The following is a 22,270-nucleotide window of genomic DNA, read 5'->3' on the forward strand; positions in this document are numbered from 1 at the left end:
CTACTCGAGAAGCATCCGATATATGTTTTCTGGTCGAAACGTTTCCGCAGAACCGGTTCACTGACCGATAGCAGCGTCTCATACGGCGGACCGTCCGTCAGCTTCGACACACCGACGGTCCGGCTAGGATTTCGCCGGGAAACCGGGACAGCGATCCGTCTCAGCCGGTGTACTCGCTACCGATTACCTCCCGGATCCGTTCGGCAGTCACGTTCCCGACGCCGTCGGCGGCCTGGAGTTCTTCCTCGCTGGCGATCATCACCGCCTCGACGGTGCCGAACTCCTCGAGCAGCGACCGCGCCGTGACGGGACCGATCTCGGCGATCGACGAAACGACGTACTCCTGTTGTTCGGCCAGCGTCTTGGCGCCTTTCTCGCCGTGGACCGACACCGTCCGGTCGCTCGTCTCCTGTTCTCGGCCTGCGATCACCGCCAGTAGTTCGGTCGTTTCGTCCTCGTCCGTCGTCCGGAGGACGCTCGCCCCGAAGTCGACGGCCAGACTCGAGAGCGCGCCACGGACCGCGTTCGGGTGGACGTCCCGCTGCTCGTAGAGGCCGTCGCCCTCGACGACGACGATCGGCCGGGAGTAGTGGCGGGCCATCGCGCCGACCTGCTCGAAGACCGACCGGTCGCCGTCGACCAGCGAGTCGACGAAGTCCGCGACCGACTTGCGTTCGACGACGACCCGGTCCGAACAGATGTAGTCACCGACCTCGAGCGTCTCGAGACGGACCGCACAGTCGTCCCGTTTCGAGAGGTCCCGCGCGATGTTGGCGTCCATCTCGCGCTGGTCGGCGACGATCTCGATCGTCTCACCGTCAGCGTGGGGTTCGTGGGTCTCGACGGCGGTTGTGTCCGCGCCGTCGTCACTCGAGTCCGACTCTCCGTCCGAAAACTCCTGTAGTCCCGGCTGTGACTCGACCCCTTCGGTTCCGGTGGAAGAATCGCCGACTGCGCCGGGATCGTCTCCGTCGTCGTTTACGTTCGCCCCGCTCTCCGTGTCGTCGAAATCCGTCAGGGCCTGCTGAGAGTCGTCGAGTTCCTCCTCGATGTCGTCGGCGACGCCTTTCAGGTCCCGCAGTTCCGACTCCATCTCTTTTTCCCGTCGCCGTGAGATCCAGAAGTAGGCCTCGTCACGGGTGTCTTCTGCCATGAGAACGACGACGCGTCCCTCCGACTGGCGGCCGGTTCGGCCCTTGCGCTGGATCGAGCGGATCGCCGTCGGGACGGGCTCGTAGAAGAGGACGAGGTCGACCTCCGGGACGTCTAACCCCTCCTCGGCGACCGACGTCGAGACCAGCACCTCGAACTCGCCGGCCCGGAAGTCGTCCAAGACTTCCTGTTGTTGCGTTTGGGTCATGCCGTCGGATCCTTCCCGGTCCCCTTGCCCGACGAACCGCTTGGCGTCGAAACTGTCGCTCAAAAAGTCGGTCAGCGCTTCCGCCGTGTCGCGCGATTCCGTGAAGACGATCACCCGCTCGCCGTCCTCGAGGCCTAACGTCTCGGCGAGCAGCATGCGGGTCTTCCGATACTTCGGATGCAACTGGTCGAAGTCTTCGGCCTTGCGCATGGCCTCCCGGACGCGAGGATCGGAGACCAGCCGCTGGCTGGCTTTCGACGCACCCGAGGAGCGGGCCTGGTTGCGCTGCCGGTCGAAGTACCGACGGACGGCCTCGACGCTCTGGGTCTCGACGAGCGTGACCGCCTGCCGGAGCTTCATCACTTCGGCGTGGATCGACATCCCCTCGTATCCTTCCGACTGGTCGTTGTTGATCAGCTCCTGAAGCTTCGCCCGCATCCGGTTGAGATCCTTCTGGGACTGATCGGGCTGGGTGGAGTCGGCGATCCCCAGCTCTTTGAGCGTCTCGAGGCGGTCCGTGATCACCTCGTTCAAGGCGTCACGGATCTCTAAGACCTCCTCGGGGAGTTCGATTCGCTCCCACTCGACGTCGGTGTCGTGGGTAAACTCCGAGACGTCGGCGTCCTCTTCGGTCATCACCTCGACCTCCTGAATGCCCAAGTTCTCACAGACCTCGAGGATGGCTTCCTCGTCGCCGCCAGGGGAGGCACTCATTCCGGTAACGAGGGGGGTACGCGCGTCGGCGTGGTAGCGCTCGGCGATGTAGTTGTAGGCGTAGTCGCCGGTCGCGCGGTGACACTCGTCGAAGGTGATGTGGGTGACGTCGGCAAGCGAGATCCGTGAGCCGACGAGGTCGTTCTCGATCACCTGCGGCGTCGCCATCACGACCGTCGCCTCGGTCCACGTCGCGGCGCGGTCTTCGGGGCTGACGTCGCCGGTGAAGACGACGACCTCCTCGTCCGGAATTTGGAGGGCGTCGCGGTAGAACTCGGCGTGTTGCTGGACGAGGGGTTTCGTCGGCGCGAGCATCACCGATTTCCCGCCGACCTCCTCGAGCCTGCGAGCGGTCACGAGCAGGCTCACCGTCGTCTTCCCCAATCCGGTGGGGAGACAGACGAGCGTGTGATCGTTCGCTGCCGTGCCGGCGAGTTTCAACTGATAGAGTCGGCGCTCGAGGAAATCGGGCTCGAGCAACGGATGCTCGATCGAGGGCGGTTCCTCGTCCTGGGCTGCCATTGCCGGCGGTTCGAGACGGCCGCGGTTAAGCGTTGAGAAAGCGGGGTGAAAGTGAACTGCCTCGAGTGACGGATCGAAAACCCGGAACGGCACGGCACTCGAGCCACCGCTTATACTGCCGGACAGCAGTCAGTGAGCCGTCGGTCGCGAGTTCGCGGCCGCAGTCGGGCGACCGACGGTGAGTCGTTCTGTCCGGCAGTATTACAGGTCAGCGCGCTCGAACCGCCAGTAGCCAAGCGCCAGCGGCAGTCCGATCCAGATGCCGAGGACGACGAACGCGAACCAGTGTTGGAGGTAAAACGGTACGTCGCCGCCGTTGCTAACCGCCACCGACGCGCTACTGATCTCGCTGTCTCGGATCGAGGCGACCGCGTTGACGATGTCTTCGGAGACGGTAGTGAGTTCGAACCGGTAGACGAACGTCTCCGCACGGCCGTCGACGAGTCCCAGCCACCCGTTGATGAGAGCGAAGATCGTATCCCAGCTGTAAACGAGCACGAAGATGGCGAATCCGGCGACGCTCGCGACCGTCTCCGAGGTCGTCATCGCCGACGCGGCGTAGCCGACGACGACGAAGATGAGCCCGAAAAAAAGGACGACGACCAACATTCCGACGAACGGGACGACTGCGAAGTCGCTGATACCGAAAAAGAGGATCAGAAACGCCGGCACGTAGCCGACGAGGACCGCGGTCGTAAAGACCGCCAGTCGGCCGAGGAACTTCCCGACGTAGACGTCGCGACGCGTGTGAGGCAGGGACAGCAGGAACGTGATCGTCTCGAGGCGGCGCTCGCGGACGATCGATTTGATACTCACGAGCAACGCGGTCACGGGCGCGAGGACAGTCATCACGAACACCATCGAGACCAACGTTCCGATGGGGAAACCGTCGTCGACGCTGGTGCCGGCGGTGACGTCGTAGAGTGCAACGACGGGGAGAAACAGGACGAACAACGCCATCAGCACCCACAGCTCCCGCGATCGGATCGCGTTACGGTAGTCGTTTTTCGCGACAGTGAGCGCGCTCATTGAACCACCTCGAGTACTCCATTCATCTCGATATCAATACAGTAGACTAACATATAGATCTTAAATTTTACTCGTTCCACACTCGATCGGGAAACTGGGACCGTGCTCCCCGGCTCGGTCACTCCGGTGACGGGAACGATCCCGGCTCGTTGTCGCCACAACCGTGGCGGTAGAACCGGTCGAACTCCCGGTCTCGGTGTTCGGGGTCGTCGACTGTGTCGTGAGTGATCTCCTCCTCGACGACGTACATCTCGAGGCTGACGAGTTCCTCGTCGTGTTCCTCGGGCCACCGCTCACAGACGTGTTCAGCCATCATGTCGGGGATGTCGTTGCTGTAGCCGCCGCGGCGCACGCTGTTCATGTAGAACCGCTCCCGATAGGTGTCGTGTTGCTTCTGTAACTCGTCGTGCGGTCGATCGAAGGTAAGGGGCCGTTCGTTGTATGCGTCGACCAGGTCGCCGCTCTCGGTCTCGGCGGGGAAGACGTAGTAGCGGTCCGTCGTCCGTGGGTCCGGTCCGGCGAAGACTCCCCAGCCGATCGGCTGGTCGATCCCCAGCCTCGAGGCGGTCGTCTCGACGTGGGCGACGCCGGTCGTCTCCGAGAGCGTCTCGTCGATTGCGCCGTCGACCCGTTGCTCGAGCGGTTCGTCGCTTTCCCCGTCGACTGCGGCCACACCGACGTTGAAGGCGACGACGACCGTGACGAACAGGATCGTGACGACGACGACACCGAGCGCAAGGGTGTACACACGTTCCCGAGCGGTCGCGAAGCGGTCGTCGGTCACCCGAACGTCTGGCACGCGTCCTGCGAGTGTCTCGAGACGGCTCGCTCGAGCGGCCAGTCGTGAGGGATCGATTCCCAGTCGCCTCCCGACGGCGGCCAGATCGTCCCAGAATCGCGCCTGCAGGAAGAGGAGGACGCCCGCGAGTGCGACGTAGGGGAACGCGCCGATGCGGACCGTCACCGCAAAGGAGAGGTGGCCTCCGACGAACAGCCCGACCAGCAGCATGCGCGGGCGCCCGCGGAGGAGGATCAACAGCGGCGAGGAAAGCAGCATCCAGAACCAGAGCAAGCCGCCGTACTCGAGCAGCGTCGGGAACTGCCCGATTGTATCGCCGAGCAGGAACGTCATCTCGTCGATGCCCATCACCAGCGGCGCCGCGTCGCCGCCGGTCCAGACGTCGGACTGGGATTTGATCAGCCCGTTCGTGAAGTACATAAAGACCATCTGTGTGAGGATTAGCGCCGAGGCGACGCCGGCGACGCTCGCGCGCGGTTCGCGGTCGGCGTGGACGGCGTCGATCGACCAGCGCTCGCCAAGCGGGAGGAAGATCGCCCAGAATAACAGCAACCGAAAGAGCGTGTCGGCGTAGCTCAACACGAACGGGTTGTGGTGATCGAGCGATACGACAAACAGGAAGGTAAGCACTGTCGCGAGCCGCGTCTTATAGCCGACGATCAACTGGATCGCGATCAACCCCTGTAGACCCAGCAGCGCCGCGATCAGCGTCGGATCCGTCGTCAGATGATAGACCGAGAACGGAGCCGGCGAAACCGTCTCGAGGACGAGCGACTGGGGAACGACGCCGTCACTGGTGTAGAAAAACCCGAAGTTCCGCGACCGAAGGAAGAGGTCGGCGACGACGAGGAGGCCAGCGAACACCCGGAAGACGGCCAGCGTCCGCGTGTCGATCCGAACGCCGCGTCGCAGACGAGCACGGAGCCGTCGACTAGACTCGGAGAGAGACGGTACTGTCGCAGGACCCATCTGTCAACGTGATCAGATGGAAACGCCATAGGTGTTACTATCGAGACACCTCCTCGCAGGCGGACTGCTGGCCGTCAGTCATGACACACCACAACCCGGCTGGGCCGGAACATCGGCACAGGGGACCGTCTCGAGGCGTTGTTCGCTGGCACTAGGACTTTCCGTACACGAGTCGTCGGCTACCCTACCTATGGCCGCCGCCTTCGCCCGCGTCACGCGTCGACTCCCCGACCGCGGCCCGCTGCTCCGAGCCGTCGGATTCGTGTTGGCCGTCAACCTGATCGGGAGCATCCCTGGCGTTCTCTCTTCGCCCGACAGCGCGTGGTTCCAGGGCCTCGAGAAACCGTGGTTCTATCCGCCCGAGATCGCGTTCCCGGTGGTCTGGACGGCCATCTTTACGCTGCTGGGGATCGCGCTCTGGCTGGTCTGGCGCAGCGACACGTCGGGACGACGGCTCGCACTGGGGCTGTTCGTCGTCCAAATGGTGTTCAACGTTGCCTGGACGCCGGCGTTTTTCTCGCTCGAGGAGCCGCTGTACGGGCTGGGCGTCATTCTCGTCCTCTGGGCTCTCCTCGTCGCCACGATCGTCGCCTTCCGCCGGGTCGATCGTCGCGCCGCGGCGCTGCTCGTCCCGTATCTCGCGTGGGTGACGTTCGCCGCGATCCTCAACTTCGAAATCTGGCGATTGAACGCATAGCGAACGTCCACGTCCCGCCGGCCGACAGTATCAGAAACTGACGAACCGCGCCGTACTTTTAAAAACATCTGATGTTCACGCGTCTATGAACGATTCGACCGCAACGCGACGCGGCGTAATCGCCGCCGTCGGCGCCGGCGTCGGTCTCGCCGGTTGTCTCAGCGGTAGCGACGACGACGGGACCGACGATGGCTCGAGCGAGGAGACGGACGATTCGACCGAACTGGTCGACGGGATCGACGCGACCGATCTCGAGGCGCGACGCGAACGGATGCCGGATCCGGCGGTCACGGTCGACTGGTCGGAGGCGCGTGAGTTCCGTGCGTGGCTGTTCGACGACGGCAACCGGAGCAACGGTCGCTTCGACTACACCGAGGACCTCCCGCCCATCGACGACGACGATTCACCCGTTCTCGAGGTCCTCGACGGCTATCCAGAGCAGGTCGACGGACTGCTCAGCCAGGGCACGACGCAGGTGGTCCTCGGTCAGTTCGACGCCGACGAGATCGAGGCGAGACTCGAGGACGGGGACGTCTACGACGTCCGCGACGAGTACGGGGGATACGTCGTTGCCGAGGACGAGGGCGGCGAACCGATCGCTGTCGGCGAGGACGCGGTCGTCATCGGCACGGAGTACGAACGGCCGATCGACGCGAGACACGGCGATCGAGACCGCCTCGAGGACGTCGATCCCTGGATGACACACGTCCTCGAGACGTTGCCCGCGGATTCTCTCGTCACCGGTGAGTTCCTGACGCCAGTCGGCGAGGCCGTCGACGTCGCCGAGATCTACTGCTGGGGGCTGTCGATGGCCGACCGCGAGGCCGAGACAGCGACCTGGACGTTCGTCTTCGATCGCCCCGACGATATCACCGACGACGTCCGATCGGAGATCGAGTCGGTCGCCGCGGAGACCCACGACCTCGAGACGGACGGCCGGACACTGACCCTGGAGGGTGCCGTTCCCGAACCTCCGGACGGACACCAGTAGCGACCGGCGTCGACGCCGTCAACTCGATCTCGTCCCCGAGAGTTCGGGTAGCCAGCGGACGAGCACCATCGCACCGATCGCGAACGCAGCCAGAATGATGTATCCCTCGTCGAAGAATCCGCGCTCGGCCAGGGCACCGAACAACACCGGGCTCGCCGCGCCGACGGTCATGTACGACGTCCGCAGGAATCCCAGTCCCGTCCCCTTCATGTCCGCCGGAAACGCGGCGGTCATGTACGGCAGCGTAATCGTTCCGTACCCCAGGATACTCGAGAGCAACACCGTCCCGGCGACGATCGGCCAGAACCCCTCGAGGAAGGGGAGCACGACGAGTGCGACGGCGATGACAGCCAGGACGGCCGGCAGCGATCGGCGGATCCCCCACTGGTCGTAGAGCCGGCCGGTCAAGGGCTGGATGACGATCCCCAGTGCGAAGAACGTGCTGAAAAGCGCCGTCGCCACTCCCTCGGAGAACCCCTTGATCTCGATCAGGTAGGTCGGATAGAACCCGGTAAAGGCCTGCCAGATACAGTAGGTGAGGATCTGGATCGCCGTCACGACGACGATCGAGGGGCGTCGAAGCTGTGTGACGACGTATCGGCCCGTCTCGAGGGAGAGACTGTCGACGGCACTCGTCGAACCGGACGTCCGCGCGGGGACGACGACCCAGAGGAGACACGCGACGAGCGCGAAGACGGGGACGGCGAGCCCGAACCCGAACTGCCAGGCGATGGCGGCTGCGATGGCGCCGGCGGCAAGCGGAAGGATGGCGTTTCCCACTTCGCCGGCGGCCATCGTGACGCCGACTGCGGTGCCGTCGTTGTTCGGGAAGACGTCCGAGAGGATCGTAAACCGAGCGACGCCGTACAGCGCCGTTCCGAAGCCGAAACACGCTGTCGCGAGGTAGACGACGGGTGCCGAACTCGCGACGGCGACGACGGCGAGTGTCACCGCCGAGATGAGACTGCTCACGACGAGGATGGTTCCTTCGCCGAGACGATCGGCGAGGATCCCACCCGGGAGCTGGCCAACGGCGTAGGCGAGCCAGAGCACCGTCAACAGAAACCCCGCCGTCGTCAGGCCGAGTCCGTAAGCCTCTCGCAGGTAAGGAAGCAGTACTGGATACGCCATCCGGACGCCGATCGAGAAACACCACCCGGTCGCGACGGCGACGAGGATCGCGCCGCGACCGTCGCCGAGCACCGATCTAACCTGCGATAGCCGTTCGGAACCGAAAACTCCAGCCACGGGTTCGACCGTTCGTTCCTGGGGGTGTTGAGCCCGTCTTTCCGGTACGGTGTTGCCGATATCGGAAGCTGGACGGACTGATCAGAAAGATAATAAGAGATCCAGGAGACGATCGTCGTATGGCCGCGATCGAACTCCGCGGCGTGACCAAACGCTACGAGCGTGGCGGCCTCCTTCGAGGCCGTTCGGTCACTGCCCTCCACGATCTCGATCTCACCGTTCGCGACGGCGAGATCTTCGGCTTTCTCGGCCCGAACGGCGCCGGAAAGTCGACGACGATCGATCTGTTGCTCGGTTACGCCACGCCGACCGCAGGGACCGTCACCGTGCTCGGCGAGGACGTAACCGCCGAGAACACGACCGCCCGCGAGCGAATCGGCGTCCTCCCGGACGGGTACGGTCCCCTCGGCGAACGGACCGGTCGCGAACACGTCGAGTTCGCCATCGAGGCGAAAGGCGCCGACGACGACCCCGACGAGCTCATCGAACGCGTCGGGATGCGCGGGCCCGACGCCTACCCAGTCGCACAGTACTCGAAGGGGATGGCCCAGCGACTCATGCTCGCGGTGGCACTCGCTGGCGAGCCTGACCTGCTCGTCTTGGACGAGCCCTCGACGGGTCTCGATCCCAACGGCGCCCGGACCATGCGTCGGATCGTCCGCGAGGAGAACGCCCGCGGTGCGACCGTCTTTTTCTCGAGTCACATCATGGAGCAGGTCGAAGCCGTCTGTGACCGCGTCGCGATCTTAGACGGCGGCGAACTCGTCACCGTCGACACCATCGACGCGCTGCGAGCGTCCGCCGGTGGGACTGCGACCGTGACACTCGAGCTGGAGTCGGTTCCCGATGAGACGGTTCGATACGTCCGCGGCCTCGAGGGCGTTTCCGGGGTCAAAACCGACGGCACGTCCGTTACCGTCGCCTGTGACGACGCTGCGAAAGCCCCCGCCATCGCCGCCTTCCACGAGTCGCCGGCGACGGTCAGCGACGTCGAGACGAGCGAGACGTCACTCGAGGAACTGTTCGAGAGCTACACGCGAGGTGTCGCCCAGTGAGCGCCGTCGACGACCTCGCGTTGTTCGTCCGCGAAGACGTTCGCGATACGTTTCGGGAGCGGCAGTTTCACCTGCTCGTCGGGATTTATGTCCTGTTTACGCTCCTCGTGACCTACACTGCCGGTCAGGCGTCGCCGGCAGACGGCAGCGCCCCCGAGTTGACGTCGCCGCTGATCAGCCTGTTTGCGATGTTGACGCCGCTGCTCGCGCTCGGCTTCTTTGCCTCTGTGCTCGTCGAGAAGCGGGCGAGCGGTGCGCTCAAGTACGTCTTCGGTCTGCCCGTCTCTCGTCGAGCGGCCGTCCTCGGGACGTTCATCGGCCGGAGCATGGTCCTCTGTACGGCGGTGTTCCTCTCGCTGCTCGCTGCCGTACCGCTTGCTGCGGTCCTCGGCGTGACGATCGATCCCGTCAGATACGTCACCGTCGCGTTACTGCTCGTCCTCCTCGGCGTGACGTTTACCGCACTCGCCATCGCTATCTCCGCGATCGTCCGTACGACGACGCGGGCGACCGTCGCCGCCTTCGGTGTCTTCGTGGTCTTTTTCTTCCAGCTTTGGGGATCGCTCCCGCTGGCTGTGTTGTACGTTCGGCATGGCTTTTCCTACCCCGAGACGACCCCCGAGTGGGTCGATGCCGTCGCGGCGGTGAACCCCGTTGCCGCCTACGCCCACCTACTTGCCGGCCGCTATCCCGACCTCAACAACGGCACCCTCATCCAGCCGCCGACCGACCCCGCGTTCTACGAGACGCCGTCGTTTGCCCTCGTCGTCCTCATCGGCTGGATCGTTGGCGCGGTCGGGATCGGCTACTGGCGGTTCCGGACGACGGATCTCTGACGACGACCGCCGCTGGTTTTCGTCGCTGTTGGTTCTCCGATGTGATGCGTCGTTGGTAGCCTAATCGAGTTCCGACGCGATCCAGCAGGGTTGCGTAACTGTGGGCTGGGCGTTATCGTTGTTATCGGACCGAACTCACGCCGTGGCGCGCGCTGTCGATCGTCCGAGCGCAAGCGAGGTCGATCGACGAAGCCGTGCGAGGGATGAGTGAGCGACTGACGGGAGCGAGCGAATCGGTTGGGGAGGACGTGGAAATCCCTGCCGCCAGCGTGAGCGAGACGCTCGAGCGAGGCGCTCGAGTGAGACCAGCTACTCGAGTGTGATCAGTTACCAGTACTCGAGTAAAAGCAACCAAACGCTCACTCGAGTCGAGTGTGATCAGTTACCAGTACACGAGTAAAAGCAACCAACAGGCCCACTCGAGTCGAGTGCGACCACGTCTCCGACTCCTATTACCAGACATCCACCATCGGTCGATACGAGTCGTCCGACGCGATCGGCCGGCCACTGCCCGCCGTCCGACATCTCAGAACGGGCTGAACTCGAGGACGACCCACGCCAACACGCCGGCGTAGATGGGGATCGTCAGGTTGTCGTCGACGATGAAGTCGCCGAGTCGGAGTTTGACGCCGTCGGCGATCGTCGCACCCAGCGCCGCCGCGAACACGGCAAGCGGACTGTCGTGAAGGAACGGCGCGGCGAGAAGCGCCGAGACGACGAACATCGTGACCAGCACCTTCGGTCCCTTGAGGAACTTGAGGCTATCGTCGGAGACCGCACCGCTGATCGGATCGCCGATCGCGAGCATCAACATCGCCGGCAGCGCGATCTGTGGATCGAACAGCAACACTGCGACCGTCATACTGACCATGTAATAGCCGTAGCCGGCGAACTGATCCTGTTCGTACTCTCGAGTCAGTTTGTCGTAGATCCACCAGTCCAATCCGACACGGAGTCGGAGAAACTCGAGGCCGATCGTGCCGACGGCGAGGACGACCATCAGGATTCGAAACCGATCCCACGTCAGCCCGAGGTCGACGTAGTCCGCGAGGAGATAGAGCGCAACCAGTCCCGCCCCGCTCGAGTGGACGAGCCGTCGCTTCAGTTCGTCAGCCATCAGGTCACCCCTCGAAGGAGACTCCCTTCAGTCCGTCGGTTGGAAGCCGGGACGAAAGACAGTGATACTGTTGGACAGCACGATTCGACGATCGGTCGCGCGACTGCGGCCGTCCCGACGGTGACGGCCGCGCGTTCGCGACCGACGGCTCATTGACTGCTGTCCGACAGTATGAACTACCACGGGCGCGGTGGCCCGGGCACGCGATCTGTTTCCGATGCGGACGCGAGTGCCAGTCCCATGTGTCGGGACTCGAGGGGAGTTACGTTCGATCACTGCTCGAGTCGCGATGGCGTCCAGTTGTCACGGCGACTCGCCGGGTTGTACTGTCCGTTGGATTGCCGAGCAGCGATTCGACTTCCTTTCGCACGAGACCCGACAGACCGTGAGCAGGAGCGTGACAGCTCTCACTGGCGGCTAGGAGTGCCACGTCCTCCCCAGCCGATTCGCTCGGTCACTTCGATCCCTCGCTCATCCCTCACGCGCTATCGGCGATCGGTCCTCACCCGGTGGTTCGAATCGCGTCGTCGATGCGCCGACAAACCGCCGTCGAAACGCGGTGTGGGAGTGCTATCAGCGTCGGAACTGAGCCGTGCTCGTGCCAGCAGAATACGAGCACGAGGTCGCCGATCCGATAGGTAGTGTATTCGACGATAGTTTCGAGTCTGATTTCACGGTCAGCGGTCCCACCGCGGATACTGCCGTCCGTCAACAGTTCTCGATCGCGGATCAGAACGGTGTTCTCGTCCGACTGAAAGACACCCCGATGCGGAAGCCACCACCACATCCAGTAACACAGAACGAAGACACTGCCTGGTACGAGCAGGACGACCAGTCCCTGCCAGACGGCACCGATTCCAAACCCCAGTACCACGAAGGAACCGACCCACGCGGTGAACCCGAATTTCCACCACGCGAACGACTCGAGAATCGATCTCGATCGATTGGCTGGGTCCGGGAACCGCACCTGAGCCACTGTAGAGAGGACGTCCGACCGCGAGAGGATTCGAAGTACCACTGTAAACGCGACTGCCGCCATCGTGATCGTGAGGAAGAGAACGAGAAACAGCGTCGAGCCGTTCTCGACGGTCCTGGCGAATAAAAACCCTACACTCCCTCCGAAAAAGAATATTCCCGTACCCCAGAATAACAGGTAGTAGATGTACATCGAGACGCGGATCGTCTTCGATGTCTGATGGTTTAACGTCCACTCGACGCGATCGGTCGTACCCATGTTACAATGCTACTGTCCTATGTGACGACATCTCTTGCTTCTTCGTTGACTGGATTGACGGATGGATGTTAGTCGATGGCTGTTCGACAGCCCCGATTATACTAGAGATTGTCTTCCAACAACGAGCGAATTTCGCTCTGTTTGGGTGAGTTTGCGGTTACTGTTGGCGTACCTAGTAACGTAGCTACACTAGCTGTACCGGCACTTTTTAGAATTTCCTCTGTTTCATACTACTACAGAATCTAATATTTCAAGAATATATATAATTGTTTTCTAACAGCAGGTCATAGCTATACAATATATCTCATCTACCTAATTTATTTATATTCGGAATCTGGCTGTTTTGTACGGTCCAAACGGTCGTGGGTCGAAGATCCGGCATTGATACTGTCGGACAGACGTCAGTGAGCCGTCGGTCGCGAACGCGCGGCCGTCACCCGCGGGACGGCCGCAGTCGCGCGACCGATCGTCGAATCGTGCTGTCCAACAGTATGAGTAACGAATACCCGTACAGGCATTCCCGATCACCTGTCGACAGTGCGAACAAGGATCTCGAGTGGATGATCCGAGCGAGCGAAAACGTGGTCCTACAGCTCTTCGAACGCGAGGTCGCCGTCTCGGATCGCCGACAGCGTCTCGGCCAGTTCGTCGACCGCGATTCGCTTCTGGTCGGTCGTGTCCCGTTCGCGAACCGTGACGGTCGTCTCTTCGTCTTCGACCGTCTCGTAGTCGACGGTGACACAGAAGGGCGTGCCAACCTCGTCCTGGCGGCGGTAGCGTCGACCGATGTTGCCCGAGTCGTCGTAGGTCACGGAGAGACCGGCCGCCCGCAGGTCGGCGACGATCTCGTCGGCGACGGCCTCGAGGTCGTCGTCGTTCTGTAACGGGAAGACGCCGACGAAAGTCGGGGCGACCTCGGGCTCGAGCTCGAGATACGTCCGTTCCTCCCCGTCGACTTCGTCCTCGCGGTAGGCGTGGTGGAGGACGGTGTAGACGAGTCGATCGACGCCGAAGGAGGGTTCGACGACGTGGGGCGTGATGTGTTCGCCGGCGATGGTCTCCTCGTCGACCGAGAAGCCAGTCTTCTCGACGGGAATCTCGTGGGTCTCGCCCTCGAGGTCGATCTCGACGGTGTCGCCCTCGAACGCCTCGCGGTCACGAGCGGCGAGGGCCTCGAGTTCGTCGACGACGTCCTGGGCGGCACCGCCGAACTCCGGCCCCAGATAGCTCATGTCGGGGTCGACCGTCGCGCGTTCGACGGTCTTTGGCTCGTCGTACTGTTTGAAGATCGTAAAGCGGTCGTCGGAGTACTCCTCGTGTTTCGAGAGGTCGTAGTCGCCTCTGTAGGCGAAGCCGGCCATCTCGATCCAGTTGCCGTCGACCTCGCTCTCTGCGTCCCAGCAGTCCGCTGCGTAGTGGGCACGCTCGCCGGAGAGATGTTGGCGAAAGCGGAACCGGTCCATGTCGACGCCGACCGACTCGTACCACGGTTTGGCGACGCCGAGGAAGTAGGCGACCCACTCGTCGCCGATGATCCCTTCCTCGACGGCCTCGCCGATCGTCGTCTCGATCTCGCTGCCGTCCTCGGCGTTTTGTTCGCTGGCCGGGTACAGCGTCACCGCGACGTCTGCGACCGCCTCGAGGTCCGGTTCGTCGTCTTCGGGATCGACGAAGTACTCGAGTTCGGCCTGGGTGAACTCCCGGGTCCGAATAATGGAGCGTCGGGGGCTGATCTCGTTGCGATAGGCCCGGCCGATCTGGGTGACGCCGAAGGGGAGCTGGTTACGAGCGTACTCCTTCAGGCGCGGGAACTCGACGAAGATGCCCTGTGCCGTTTCGGGACGCAGGTAGCCGGGGTCGGAGTCACCGGGGCCGATGTTCGTACCGAACATGAGGTTGAAGGTCTCGACTGCCTGGCCCGCAAGTCCCGCACCGCAGGCGGGACAGACGAGTTCGTACTCGGCGACGATCTCCTCGACCTCCGGAATGGGGAGGCTCTCGGCGTCCTCGTACTCGGTGTTGTCCTCGACGATGTGGTCTGCGCGGTGGCTCGCGCCACACTCCGAACACTCGACGAGCATGTCGTCGAACCCCTCGAGATGGCCCGAGGCCTCGAAGACGGGTTCGGGCATGATCGTCGGTGCGTCGATCTCCATGTTCCCCTCGGCGACGGCAAAGCGATCCCGCCAGGCGTCCTCGACGTTGCCTTTCAGCGCCGCGCCCTGAGGACCGAACGTATAGAAGCCGCCGACGCCACCGTAGGCCCCCGAGGACTGGAAGAAGTAGCCCCGGCGCTTTGCCAGTTCGACCAGTTTCTCGCTCGTTACGTCCGTGTCGTCCGTCGTTGCGTGCTGTTGTTCACTCATAGAGAGCCTCCAGTAGATCGACGTCGCGGACGATGCCCGCGAGTTGCTCGCCGGTCACCATCGGGATCTGTTCGACGTCGTTGCTGATCATCCGCTGTGCGGTGTCCTGGATCGACGCGCTGCCCGAGACCGTCACGACGTCGTCGCTCATGAACTCCCGGACGGGCTCGGCCGGGATCTCGATGTCCCGCGTCGGGAGGTATCGACTCCCGACGGCCTTGATCCCTTCCCAGGACCACTCCGAGTCCTGGTCGGGGAAGTTGTCGCCCGTCGACTCCTCGCCCTCGACGATCCGTGCGACGTCGATGATGTCGACCTCCGTGAGGACGCCGCTCATCTCTCCGTCGTCGTCCAGTGCGATCGTGTAGGGGACGTTCGCGTAGTACAGTTCGCGCTCGGCGACTGGCAGCGGCGCGCCCTCGTAGGTCGTGTTTACGTTCTCGCTTGCGTGTTCCTCGACGGTGCCGTCGGTCTCCTGGTCGCCCGTCGCGACCGCGTGAATCACGTCCGTCACCGTGACGATCCCCTCGAACTCGCCGTCGACGACTGGCACGCGGCGAGCGCCTTTCTCGACCATCGTCCGCGCGACGTCTTCGAGCGCGGTATCGGCCGTCGTCGTCGGCACGTCGTCCATCAGCATGACGAGCTGGTCCTCGTCGGGCTGTTCGATCAGTGCGTCTCGAGAGACCAGTCCGCGGTACTCGAGGCCGTCGTCGCCGGGTTTGACGACGGGAACCGACGAGAACGACTGCTCCTGGAGGTACTCGAGGACGTCCGAGCGCGTGCCCGGCAGTTCGACCGTTACCACGTCTTCGCGGGGCGTCATGGCGTCGGCTACGTTCATATCCCACCGGTACGGCGAAAATGAGTATAAACCCAGTGTTTCGTGTGCCCGCGATGAAACCGGAAATGGACGATCATCGCCAGGTGATCGATCGCAGAAACTGACAGTCAGTTCCGATTAATTTATATGTATGTGTATGATACTCACATACATGGAGACGCGCCCCCACGCCACGACGACCGACGACACCGTCGTCGGTTCGATCGACTCGACGGACTCGAGTACGGACTACGTTATCGCCGATATCTCGGCCGATGGGGCCTGGCTCTCGATGCAGGCCGAGGACGCGCCGACGCTTCCGGCGTGGCGATAGGGGGATGGGGATCGAAGTCCAGCCGTCCGTACTGCGATCGCACGGTCTCGACCGAACACGACCGTTTTGTACCTGACCGTTGCAACTCCGCCCGATGGTCGGCCCACAGCCCGGCGACGACACCGCTACCGATGCGAGCGACGAGTTCGGCTTTGAGACCGACGACTCGCGGTACTCCCTCGTTACGTTTCTCTCGTCGCTCGTTCCCACGGCACTGGCTCGGCGGGCGATCGCCGTCTCCGTCGAGACCGACCGCGACGTCTACGCACGGGACGATCCGGTCGACGTCACCGTCGACTTCAAAAACCGCCTCCCGATTCCCGTTTCGGTGCCGACGCCTCGCCAGCGCCGTTGGGGGTGGACGATCGATGGCGAACTCGAGGCCAGCGACGAGCGTCGGTACGTCCGGGAGCGTCCCTCGGCGTTTCGGTTCCGCGGCGGCGAGCGAAAACAACACCAGTTTACCTGGAACGGTCGCTTCGAACGGACGGCGGGTGATCGCCACGAGTCCGTCGTTCCCGACCCCGGCGAGTACGAGCTTCGGGTGTTCATCGCGACCCACGAGAATCGGTACCGACCGAGCGATTCGACGACGATTCGCCTCGAGTAGCGTCGCGTCTCCACGCCTCGATAGTCGAGTGACGGCAGTAACCGTTTAGGTTCGTGTGCCGTGGTATCATGCATGTCCCTCGAGCAGTTGTTCGCCCAGTTACCGGATCCCCAGACACACACGTTTCCGGACTACTCGCTCCCCAAAGGCGACCCCGTCGTCCCGATCGCCGTCACTCGCGAGGAACTGACGACCGTCCTCGAACTCTACGAGACGTTCCAGGCCGTCGACCCGACCGGACTGGACGCGAACCCGTTTCTCGAGGCGGCGACGACGTACATGCAACAGTCGTTTGGCATTCCTCGATACCGTCCTGACGAACAGCTCCAGGACGACATCGCGGCGTTATTGAACGACTTCTCGGACGATTTGGGTGGGGAACGGATGGGCGTCGTCGACGCGACGCCCGACCATCACCGCACGTTGTACTTCTTCCTGGTCAGCTGTCGTGGCTATCACAGTGCACCGCATATTCGATTCGCTCCCGACGAAGCGGCCGTCGAGACGCTGTACGAACTCTACCAACGGGTGACCGACCAGGACGTCTACCTCAAACATCCGTCGTCGATACTCGATTGACCTCCTCCCCGCGCTGAAGCGCGAGGATTCCTCCGTGGGTAATCCAGCCAGTTGATTACCCCGGCTGTGAACTTGCGGGTTTACTGACGCTGGGTTGGTCAAGCGAACGCGACTGTTCCCCAAAATCGGCAGGTATCCAGTCGTGTTCATTCCACTGCCAGTACGCCCCCTCACGAGGTGCGCCCCTGCCGCGTTCAGCAGACAGGGCAGCGGGCCGAGCCATCGACCCCACTTCTTGCTGCAAGATATTCCACGCGCCTGCCACGTCACTGTGGCCGTCTAATGCACAGTCGTGACACCGGAACAAATCGCCTCTCCGAGTCACATCGCAGCCCCCACACTCGGGACACTCACTGCTTGAGTCGGCTTCGCTCACTTCCACAACAGCGATTCCAACATCACCTACGGTGAGTCGTATCCTGGTGAGGAGTTGCCGGTGTGACCAGAAATTGTGCGTCTTCTCGTTCACGTTAGCACTCCAATGCGTGTCCAACACATCGACCAAGTCGCCAACGTACACTGTGTCAACGTTGCGTTTAAGCAGCCATTCAGCAGCGTGTTTCACCGCCGCATCACGGCTGTGGTCACGACTCCGTGACCGCGCGTCGTACAGCCGCTTGATTCGATGGCTGGTGTACGCATCGTTTGGAAGCTCCGATTGGAGTGTAGCGATTCGCTCCGAATAGCTCTGGAACCGGTCGAACTCAGGGCGGGCGTGGTACACAGCAGTGTCACCGGACTCTGTGACGATAGCCAACGTGTTGTTTGCACCTACGTCGATTGCTGCTGATTGCGTCGTGTTCTCGGTGTCGAGTGTGTGAGTGAAGACATCCTGCCGCTGTTTTCTGCGTTTGTCTGGCTGAATGCGGACAGGGTGCTGGACACGAAGCTGGTCAGCGTGTTCGTCGTAGATGAGTTCCAATCGGCTGTCGTCACCGTTCCACTGTGGGTTGCCGCGTACTTCGAGCGTGATGCGCTCTTGATACTCGAAATTGTAGCGGTCTTCAAGCACGTTACCGACGCCAAATTCAAGCGTACTTTTGTCTTCGTCCCAGTCAAACGTGTAGAGGTCGTTACGGACGAGGCCGTGCAACTCGTAGCCATCGCTACGGTTGCCCCAGTAGCCCGGTGGTGAGGGGTTCTCGGTCACTGCTGGGGAAGACTCATCGTGGTACTGATCGAGCAACTGAAAGTAACTGCGCCACGCTTCGCTATTCTTGCGAGCAATCTGCTGGCACGTCGCTTTCCCGACGATAGGTGCGTACTCGTCGTAGAGGTCGGTGTACTCGGCGTCCCATACGTCACCATCATCACTGAAATACGCTTGTCGGCGTCGGTAGTTGATTTGATTCCAGAGTGACGGTTGGGCGGCCAGCCAATCGAACAGACACTGCCGATACCTGTCGCTGGTTGCTTCGGCAGTATACGTATTCGTTCGTTGTGGCCGGTCGCTCACACTCACGTATATACAGTCAAATATCATAAACTTTGGGATTACAGAGTACCTCAGTCACGTGGAAAGTGGTATATCATATCAGCTTCATTTCGCCCTAACGGGCGAGGCTTTCGCCTCGAATTTTCCGTACGACGACGATCCTGTTCGAACTTGTTCTCGGTGACGTCTCAACATCGACCGATGCGTTTCGACGTCGATTCCCTCGTCTTCTCGCGCTGTTATTAGAAGGGTCTACAGGCCCTCTATTCCAACAGTTTTATCGATACCTTCGGATATTAGCCGTTAGAGCCGGTTTTGACTGTGATTTCAGGACATTATATACTCTCTTCAGACAATAATAAAAATACCTATATTAAAATAGGTCTCGATCATAACATTCTTGAATAGAAGAACATCTACTGATAACAGCATGCCTCGCAAGACACATCCGACGGCTGAACAGGCACTCAAATTCGGTGTTATTCTAGTAGCTATACTGTTATTTGCGAGCACAGCTTTCGTCGCCGGAGTCGGCGCTGTTGGAGATGTTCCGCCCGAAGAGGCCGACGGCCCTGAACTGCTCATCGAAACAAATATCGATAACGACCATGCGTGCACACATGACGAAGCCGACAACAGGACAGCGCTCGATGCGGGTGACTCGCCCGAAGACGCCCCTGTTGTAACGGACGATCACGTCATCTGGAACGTCACCACCGACGGTGGCGAGGGATACGTGCAGTTCGATAACACTGAGCACGATATTTACCCTGGCCTCGACTCGTGGGTCTTCTACTACGCTGACGCTGACCTAGAGCCCACCGACGGCGAGGTTCTGGAGACTGGAGACGTGCCTGAGTGCGACCTCGACAGCTACGCCGAGGTAGAGACGCCCGAAGATGGCGTGTTCAACCTCCAGCTCACGAGCGACGAACACGATGACGGCGACGACGCTGCCGGCGAAATCAGCGTCCAGGACGACATCAACGCTGACGACGAGAGTGTCGACGTGACGACGTCGGACTACACGGAGCTCACTGACGGGGTCGTGCTCGTCGAGGACGACCAGGGTAACGAGGAAACCTACGACTCAGTCGGCGAAGGCGAGACCCTCACCGTCGACATTGGCGACGCTGGGCTCGACCTCAACGCCGGAGAGGACGTTACCGTAACGCTGTACGAAAGCGATACTCTGGAGAACGAACTCGACACCGACAGCACGACCGTCGACGAGGCCGTCGGTGATGAAATCGAGGAGTTCGAGATCGTTGACCGCAGCACGGACGAGGTAGCTGCCTACGTCCACGGCGATCACTGGCACGGCGAACTCCCGCATGTCGACGAAGGAGAGCACATCTCGCTCGGTGCGAACATCGAGACCGCCGACGGCGAGGAAATCGACCTGAGCGGCGATGAATACTCGCTCGGTGTCGAACTCGCCGACGGTGCCGAAGACGGAGTCGTCTCATTCGACGAGCACGGTGACCACGTGCACATAGCGGGTGAGGAAGAAGGTCACACCGATGTCGTCTTCCAACTCGTCCACGACGACCACGTCGACTACGAAACGCCCGCGATGGACGTAGAAGTCGAACATCACGACCACGACGATGGTGAGATCGAAGAGTTCGAAATCGTTGACCGCAGCACGGATGAGGTAGCTGCCTACGTCCACGGCGATCACTGGCACGGCGAACTCCCACATGTCGACGAAGGAGAGCACATCTCGCTCGGTGCGAACATCGAGACCGCCGACGGTGAGGAAATCGACCTGAGCGGCGAGGAATACTCGCTCGGTGTCGAGCTCGCCGACGGTGCCGAAGACGGAGTCCTCTCCGTTGACGAGCATGGGGACCACGTACACATTGAGGGCGAATCGGAAGGCCACACTGACGTCGTCTTCCAGCTCGTCCACGACGACCACGTCGACTACGAAACGCCCGCTATCGAAGTGGCCGTTAGCGAGGACGACCACGCTGGCACCGGCATCGGTACGTTCGAACTTATCGATGCGGACACCGACGATGTTGTCGCCGACGTTCACGACGACCACTGGCACGGTGAGCTTCCCGAACTGTACGGCGGCGAGCCCGTCGAACTCGACGTGTCCGCCGAGGACGCCGACGGCAACGAAATCGATATCGGCGACGAGTACGAGCTCGACGTCGCACTGGCAGATGAGTCCGACGAGGAACTCGTGAGCATCAACGAACGCGGCGACAGCGTTCTTCTGAGCGGCGCAGGCGACGGTCACGCTGACCTCGTCTTCCAACTCCACCACGACGACCACCTCGAGTACGAGACGCCGGCGATCACTGCCCAGGTAGACGTTCCTGCGGGTGTGAAATTCCTTGGAGAGGCAGACGTCGATCACGACCACGCTTGCTTCCACGGGGACTTCGACGAACGGACGCCCCTCGATTCGGCCGAGGCCCCTGCTGACGCGCCCGTCGTAGACGATACACACGTCATCTGGAACGTGACGTATGCAGACAGCGCCGGATACGTGTCCTTCGACGCTGATGGACACTGGTACGACGGTCCGTTCGTCTTCTATACGGCCGACGGATCTGCCGACCCCGTCGAAGCCGACGTCCTCGAGCGCGGTACGGTCGACAACTGTGCTACGCTCGACGAGTATATGGTGGTCGAGACGCCCGACGACGGAACGATCGACTTCCAGATCAGTGCGGACACAACTGCAAACGAGACGACTGCAGGACACGACTTCGCCGGCATCGTTTCGGATGACGAGCCGCTTCCGGTGACTGCCGATGGGCTGACTGACGCCGACGGCAACGAAATCACCGACGGGAGTGCAACGATCCAGCTTACCCGTAACGGATCCGTCCTCGCATCGACTACTGGAGTCACCATCGAAGACGGCGAAATTTCCGACGCGACGATCGACACCGAAGCGATCGCCGACGACGTCGAATCCGGACCGGCGACGGTCGAGATTGCGGGAGTCGAGACCGAGACTGAGGCTCAGGTCGAACTCGTCCACGAAGTGCACACCCTCGAAAACGAATTCACCACTAAATCGCTCCCACAGCCGGCGGCCCTACACACTGAATCGATAGACACGATCGACCGGTGGGACACCGCCAACCAGAGTTACGTCAGTCTCGGAGCACAGTACGGCGACGGTGATATTATCGCTAACCCGGATGACCTGCACCGCGGATTGTACATCGGGGCAGCAGATGATGCGAGACTCGGGTACGAATTTGAGACTGATAGCAGACCAGCTCCGAGTGACGCCCAACTCTCCAACGGATGGCACCTCGCAAGTTCCAACTTCGCAGTCGGTGAGGACGATGGAACTCGAACCCTTGACGAGGACTTGGTAAACATCGATCCGGCTGCCGCCGGTGTCACGGTCTTCGACGACCAGCAGCGGACGCAGCTAGACCCATCGGCATCGATCGCTGGGTTTGACACGTACTGGGTGTACGTCGACGATCCCGAGCGAACCGACCGTGGGATAGTCGGACCGAACTACGATCCAGTCGAGCGCTCGGCTATTCTCGACGGAACAGACGAATAAGC

The 22,270-nt window shown here is 61.9% G+C and carries 17 protein-coding genes; 8 read left to right on the plus strand and 9 right to left on the minus strand.

Translation table 11 applies throughout. The features are described 5' to 3' along the window. Positions 1-160: 160 nt before the first annotated feature. From RBH26_RS07515 to RBH26_RS07525, 3 genes are all read right to left on the minus strand, one after another. On the minus strand, positions 161-2,596 hold the full coding sequence (locus RBH26_RS07515; RefSeq protein WP_306757579.1) for a DEAD/DEAH box helicase: 2,436 nt from the start codon (positions 2,594-2,596) through the stop codon (positions 161-163). Between the two features lie 201 nt (positions 2,597-2,797). Then, positions 2,798-3,625 carry an ABC transporter permease subunit gene (locus RBH26_RS07520; RefSeq protein WP_306757580.1) on the minus strand — a complete coding sequence of 276 codons (828 nt, stop codon included), beginning with the start codon at positions 3,623-3,625 and terminating at the stop codon, positions 2,798-2,800. A gap of 118 nt (positions 3,626-3,743) precedes the next feature. Beyond that, the gene (locus RBH26_RS07525) at positions 3,744-5,393 is read right to left on the minus strand and encodes an HTTM domain-containing protein (protein WP_306757581.1); all 1,650 of its coding nucleotides are present in this window, start codon (positions 5,391-5,393) and stop codon (positions 3,744-3,746) included. Positions 5,394-5,583: 190 nt separating this feature from the next. On the opposite strand from RBH26_RS07525, the gene RBH26_RS07530 reads away from it, so the two are divergent. Both RBH26_RS07530 and RBH26_RS07535 read left to right on the plus strand, forming a co-directional pair. Further along, complete coding sequence (locus tag RBH26_RS07530; RefSeq protein WP_306757582.1) at positions 5,584-6,090, plus strand: TspO/MBR family protein; 507 nt, start codon at positions 5,584-5,586, stop codon at positions 6,088-6,090. A gap of 85 nt (positions 6,091-6,175) precedes the next feature. Beyond that, a complete protein-coding gene (locus tag RBH26_RS07535) occupies positions 6,176-7,081 on the plus strand; it encodes a hypothetical protein (RefSeq protein ID WP_306757583.1) in 906 nt (301 codons plus the stop codon). A gap of 18 nt (positions 7,082-7,099) precedes the next feature. Here the strand turns inward: RBH26_RS07535 and RBH26_RS07540 are convergent, their stop codons facing one another. Continuing rightward, a complete protein-coding gene (locus RBH26_RS07540; RefSeq protein WP_306757584.1) occupies positions 7,100-8,329 on the minus strand; it encodes an MFS transporter in 1,230 nt (409 codons plus the stop codon). Between the two features lie 119 nt (positions 8,330-8,448). On the opposite strand from RBH26_RS07540, the gene RBH26_RS07545 reads away from it, so the two are divergent. After that, positions 8,449-9,384 (plus strand): ABC transporter ATP-binding protein, encoded by a 936-nt coding sequence (locus RBH26_RS07545; protein ID WP_306757585.1) that lies wholly within the window; start codon positions 8,449-8,451, stop codon positions 9,382-9,384. After that, the gene (locus RBH26_RS07550) at positions 9,381-10,220 is read left to right on the plus strand and encodes an ABC transporter permease subunit (protein ID WP_306757586.1); all 840 of its coding nucleotides are present in this window, start codon (positions 9,381-9,383) and stop codon (positions 10,218-10,220) included. Before RBH26_RS07545 ends, RBH26_RS07550 begins: the two co-directional genes overlap by 4 nt. Positions 10,221-10,746: 526 nt before the next feature. Here the strand turns inward: RBH26_RS07550 and RBH26_RS07555 are convergent. The 4 genes from RBH26_RS07555 to RBH26_RS07570 all read right to left on the minus strand — a co-directional run bounded on the left by RBH26_RS07555 (position 10,747) and on the right by RBH26_RS07570 (position 15,781). Beyond that, the gene (locus RBH26_RS07555) at positions 10,747-11,337 is read right to left on the minus strand and encodes a dolichol kinase (RefSeq protein WP_306757587.1); all 591 of its coding nucleotides are present in this window, start codon (positions 11,335-11,337) and stop codon (positions 10,747-10,749) included. A 502-nt stretch (positions 11,338-11,839) separates the two neighbouring features. Continuing rightward, a complete protein-coding gene (locus tag RBH26_RS07560; protein WP_306757588.1) occupies positions 11,840-12,571 on the minus strand; it encodes a hypothetical protein in 732 nt (243 codons plus the stop codon). 587 nt (positions 12,572-13,158) lie between these two features. Beyond that, positions 13,159-14,937: a glycine--tRNA ligase gene (gene glyS / locus RBH26_RS07565; RefSeq protein ID WP_306757589.1), complete on the minus strand. Its 1,779-nt coding sequence runs from the start codon at positions 14,935-14,937 to the stop codon at positions 13,159-13,161. Next, positions 14,930-15,781 carry a CBS domain-containing protein gene (locus RBH26_RS07570; RefSeq protein ID WP_306757590.1) on the minus strand — a complete coding sequence of 284 codons (852 nt, stop codon included), beginning with the start codon at positions 15,779-15,781 and terminating at the stop codon, positions 14,930-14,932. The genes glyS and RBH26_RS07570 overlap by 8 nt, the downstream gene beginning before the upstream one ends. 151 nt (positions 15,782-15,932) lie before the next feature. Here RBH26_RS07570 and RBH26_RS07575 point away from each other — a divergent pair, with 151 nt between their 5' ends. From RBH26_RS07575 to RBH26_RS07585, 3 genes are all read left to right on the plus strand, one after another. Beyond that, entirely contained in the window at positions 15,933-16,094 is a 162-nt protein-coding gene (locus RBH26_RS07575) for a hypothetical protein (protein WP_306757591.1), read from the plus strand. Between the two features lie 94 nt (positions 16,095-16,188). Then, entirely contained in the window at positions 16,189-16,704 is a 516-nt protein-coding gene (locus tag RBH26_RS07580) for a hypothetical protein (protein ID WP_306757592.1), read from the plus strand. 72 nt (positions 16,705-16,776) lie between these two features. Next, positions 16,777-17,283 carry a hypothetical protein gene (locus tag RBH26_RS07585; RefSeq protein ID WP_306757593.1) on the plus strand — a complete coding sequence of 169 codons (507 nt, stop codon included), beginning with the start codon at positions 16,777-16,779 and terminating at the stop codon, positions 17,281-17,283. A 55-nt stretch (positions 17,284-17,338) separates the two neighbouring features. Here RBH26_RS07585 and RBH26_RS07590 read toward each other — a convergent pair whose 3' ends face one another. After that, on the minus strand, positions 17,339-18,739 hold the full coding sequence (locus RBH26_RS07590) for an RNA-guided endonuclease TnpB family protein (protein ID WP_306757594.1): 1,401 nt from the start codon (positions 18,737-18,739) through the stop codon (positions 17,339-17,341). Between the two features lie 409 nt (positions 18,740-19,148). Between RBH26_RS07590 and RBH26_RS07595 the strand changes: the two genes are divergently transcribed. Continuing rightward, entirely contained in the window at positions 19,149-22,268 is a 3,120-nt protein-coding gene (locus RBH26_RS07595; RefSeq protein WP_306757595.1) for a hypothetical protein, read from the plus strand. Positions 22,269-22,270: the final 2 nt, after the last annotated feature.

The organism is Natronolimnohabitans sp. A-GB9 (assembly GCF_030848565.1).
In the GTDB taxonomy this organism is placed as follows: Archaea; Halobacteriota; Halobacteria; order Halobacteriales; family Natrialbaceae; genus Natronolimnohabitans.

What these genes read in the sequence shown, in the direction of transcription:
- RBH26_RS07560 (WP_306757588.1), bottom strand. Translation starts at nt 12,571, where the DNA reads ATGGGTACGACCGATCGCGTCGAGTGGACGTTAAACCATCAGACATCG.
- RBH26_RS07570 (WP_306757590.1), bottom strand. Translation starts at nt 15,781, where the DNA reads ATGAACGTAGCCGACGCCATGACGCCCCGCGAAGACGTGGTAACGGTC.
- glyS (WP_306757589.1), bottom strand. Translation starts at nt 14,937, where the DNA reads ATGAGTGAACAACAGCACGCAACGACGGACGACACGGACGTAACGAGC.
- RBH26_RS07515 (WP_306757579.1), bottom strand. Translation starts at nt 2,596, where the DNA reads ATGGCAGCCCAGGACGAGGAACCGCCCTCGATCGAGCATCCGTTGCTC.
- RBH26_RS07525 (WP_306757581.1), bottom strand. Translation starts at nt 5,393, where the DNA reads ATGGGTCCTGCGACAGTACCGTCTCTCTCCGAGTCTAGTCGACGGCTC.
- RBH26_RS07580 (WP_306757592.1), top strand. Translation starts at nt 16,189, where the DNA reads ATGGTCGGCCCACAGCCCGGCGACGACACCGCTACCGATGCGAGCGAC.
- RBH26_RS07555 (WP_306757587.1), bottom strand. Translation starts at nt 11,337, where the DNA reads ATGGCTGACGAACTGAAGCGACGGCTCGTCCACTCGAGCGGGGCGGGA.
- RBH26_RS07530 (WP_306757582.1), top strand. Translation starts at nt 5,584, where the DNA reads ATGGCCGCCGCCTTCGCCCGCGTCACGCGTCGACTCCCCGACCGCGGC.
- RBH26_RS07535 (WP_306757583.1), top strand. Translation starts at nt 6,176, where the DNA reads ATGAACGATTCGACCGCAACGCGACGCGGCGTAATCGCCGCCGTCGGC.
- RBH26_RS07575 (WP_306757591.1), top strand. Translation starts at nt 15,933, where the DNA reads ATGGAGACGCGCCCCCACGCCACGACGACCGACGACACCGTCGTCGGT.
- RBH26_RS07545 (WP_306757585.1), top strand. Translation starts at nt 8,449, where the DNA reads ATGGCCGCGATCGAACTCCGCGGCGTGACCAAACGCTACGAGCGTGGC.
- RBH26_RS07520 (WP_306757580.1), bottom strand. Translation starts at nt 3,625, where the DNA reads ATGAGCGCGCTCACTGTCGCGAAAAACGACTACCGTAACGCGATCCGA.
- RBH26_RS07595 (WP_306757595.1), top strand. Translation starts at nt 19,149, where the DNA reads ATGCCTCGCAAGACACATCCGACGGCTGAACAGGCACTCAAATTCGGT.
- RBH26_RS07585 (WP_306757593.1), top strand. Translation starts at nt 16,777, where the DNA reads ATGTCCCTCGAGCAGTTGTTCGCCCAGTTACCGGATCCCCAGACACAC.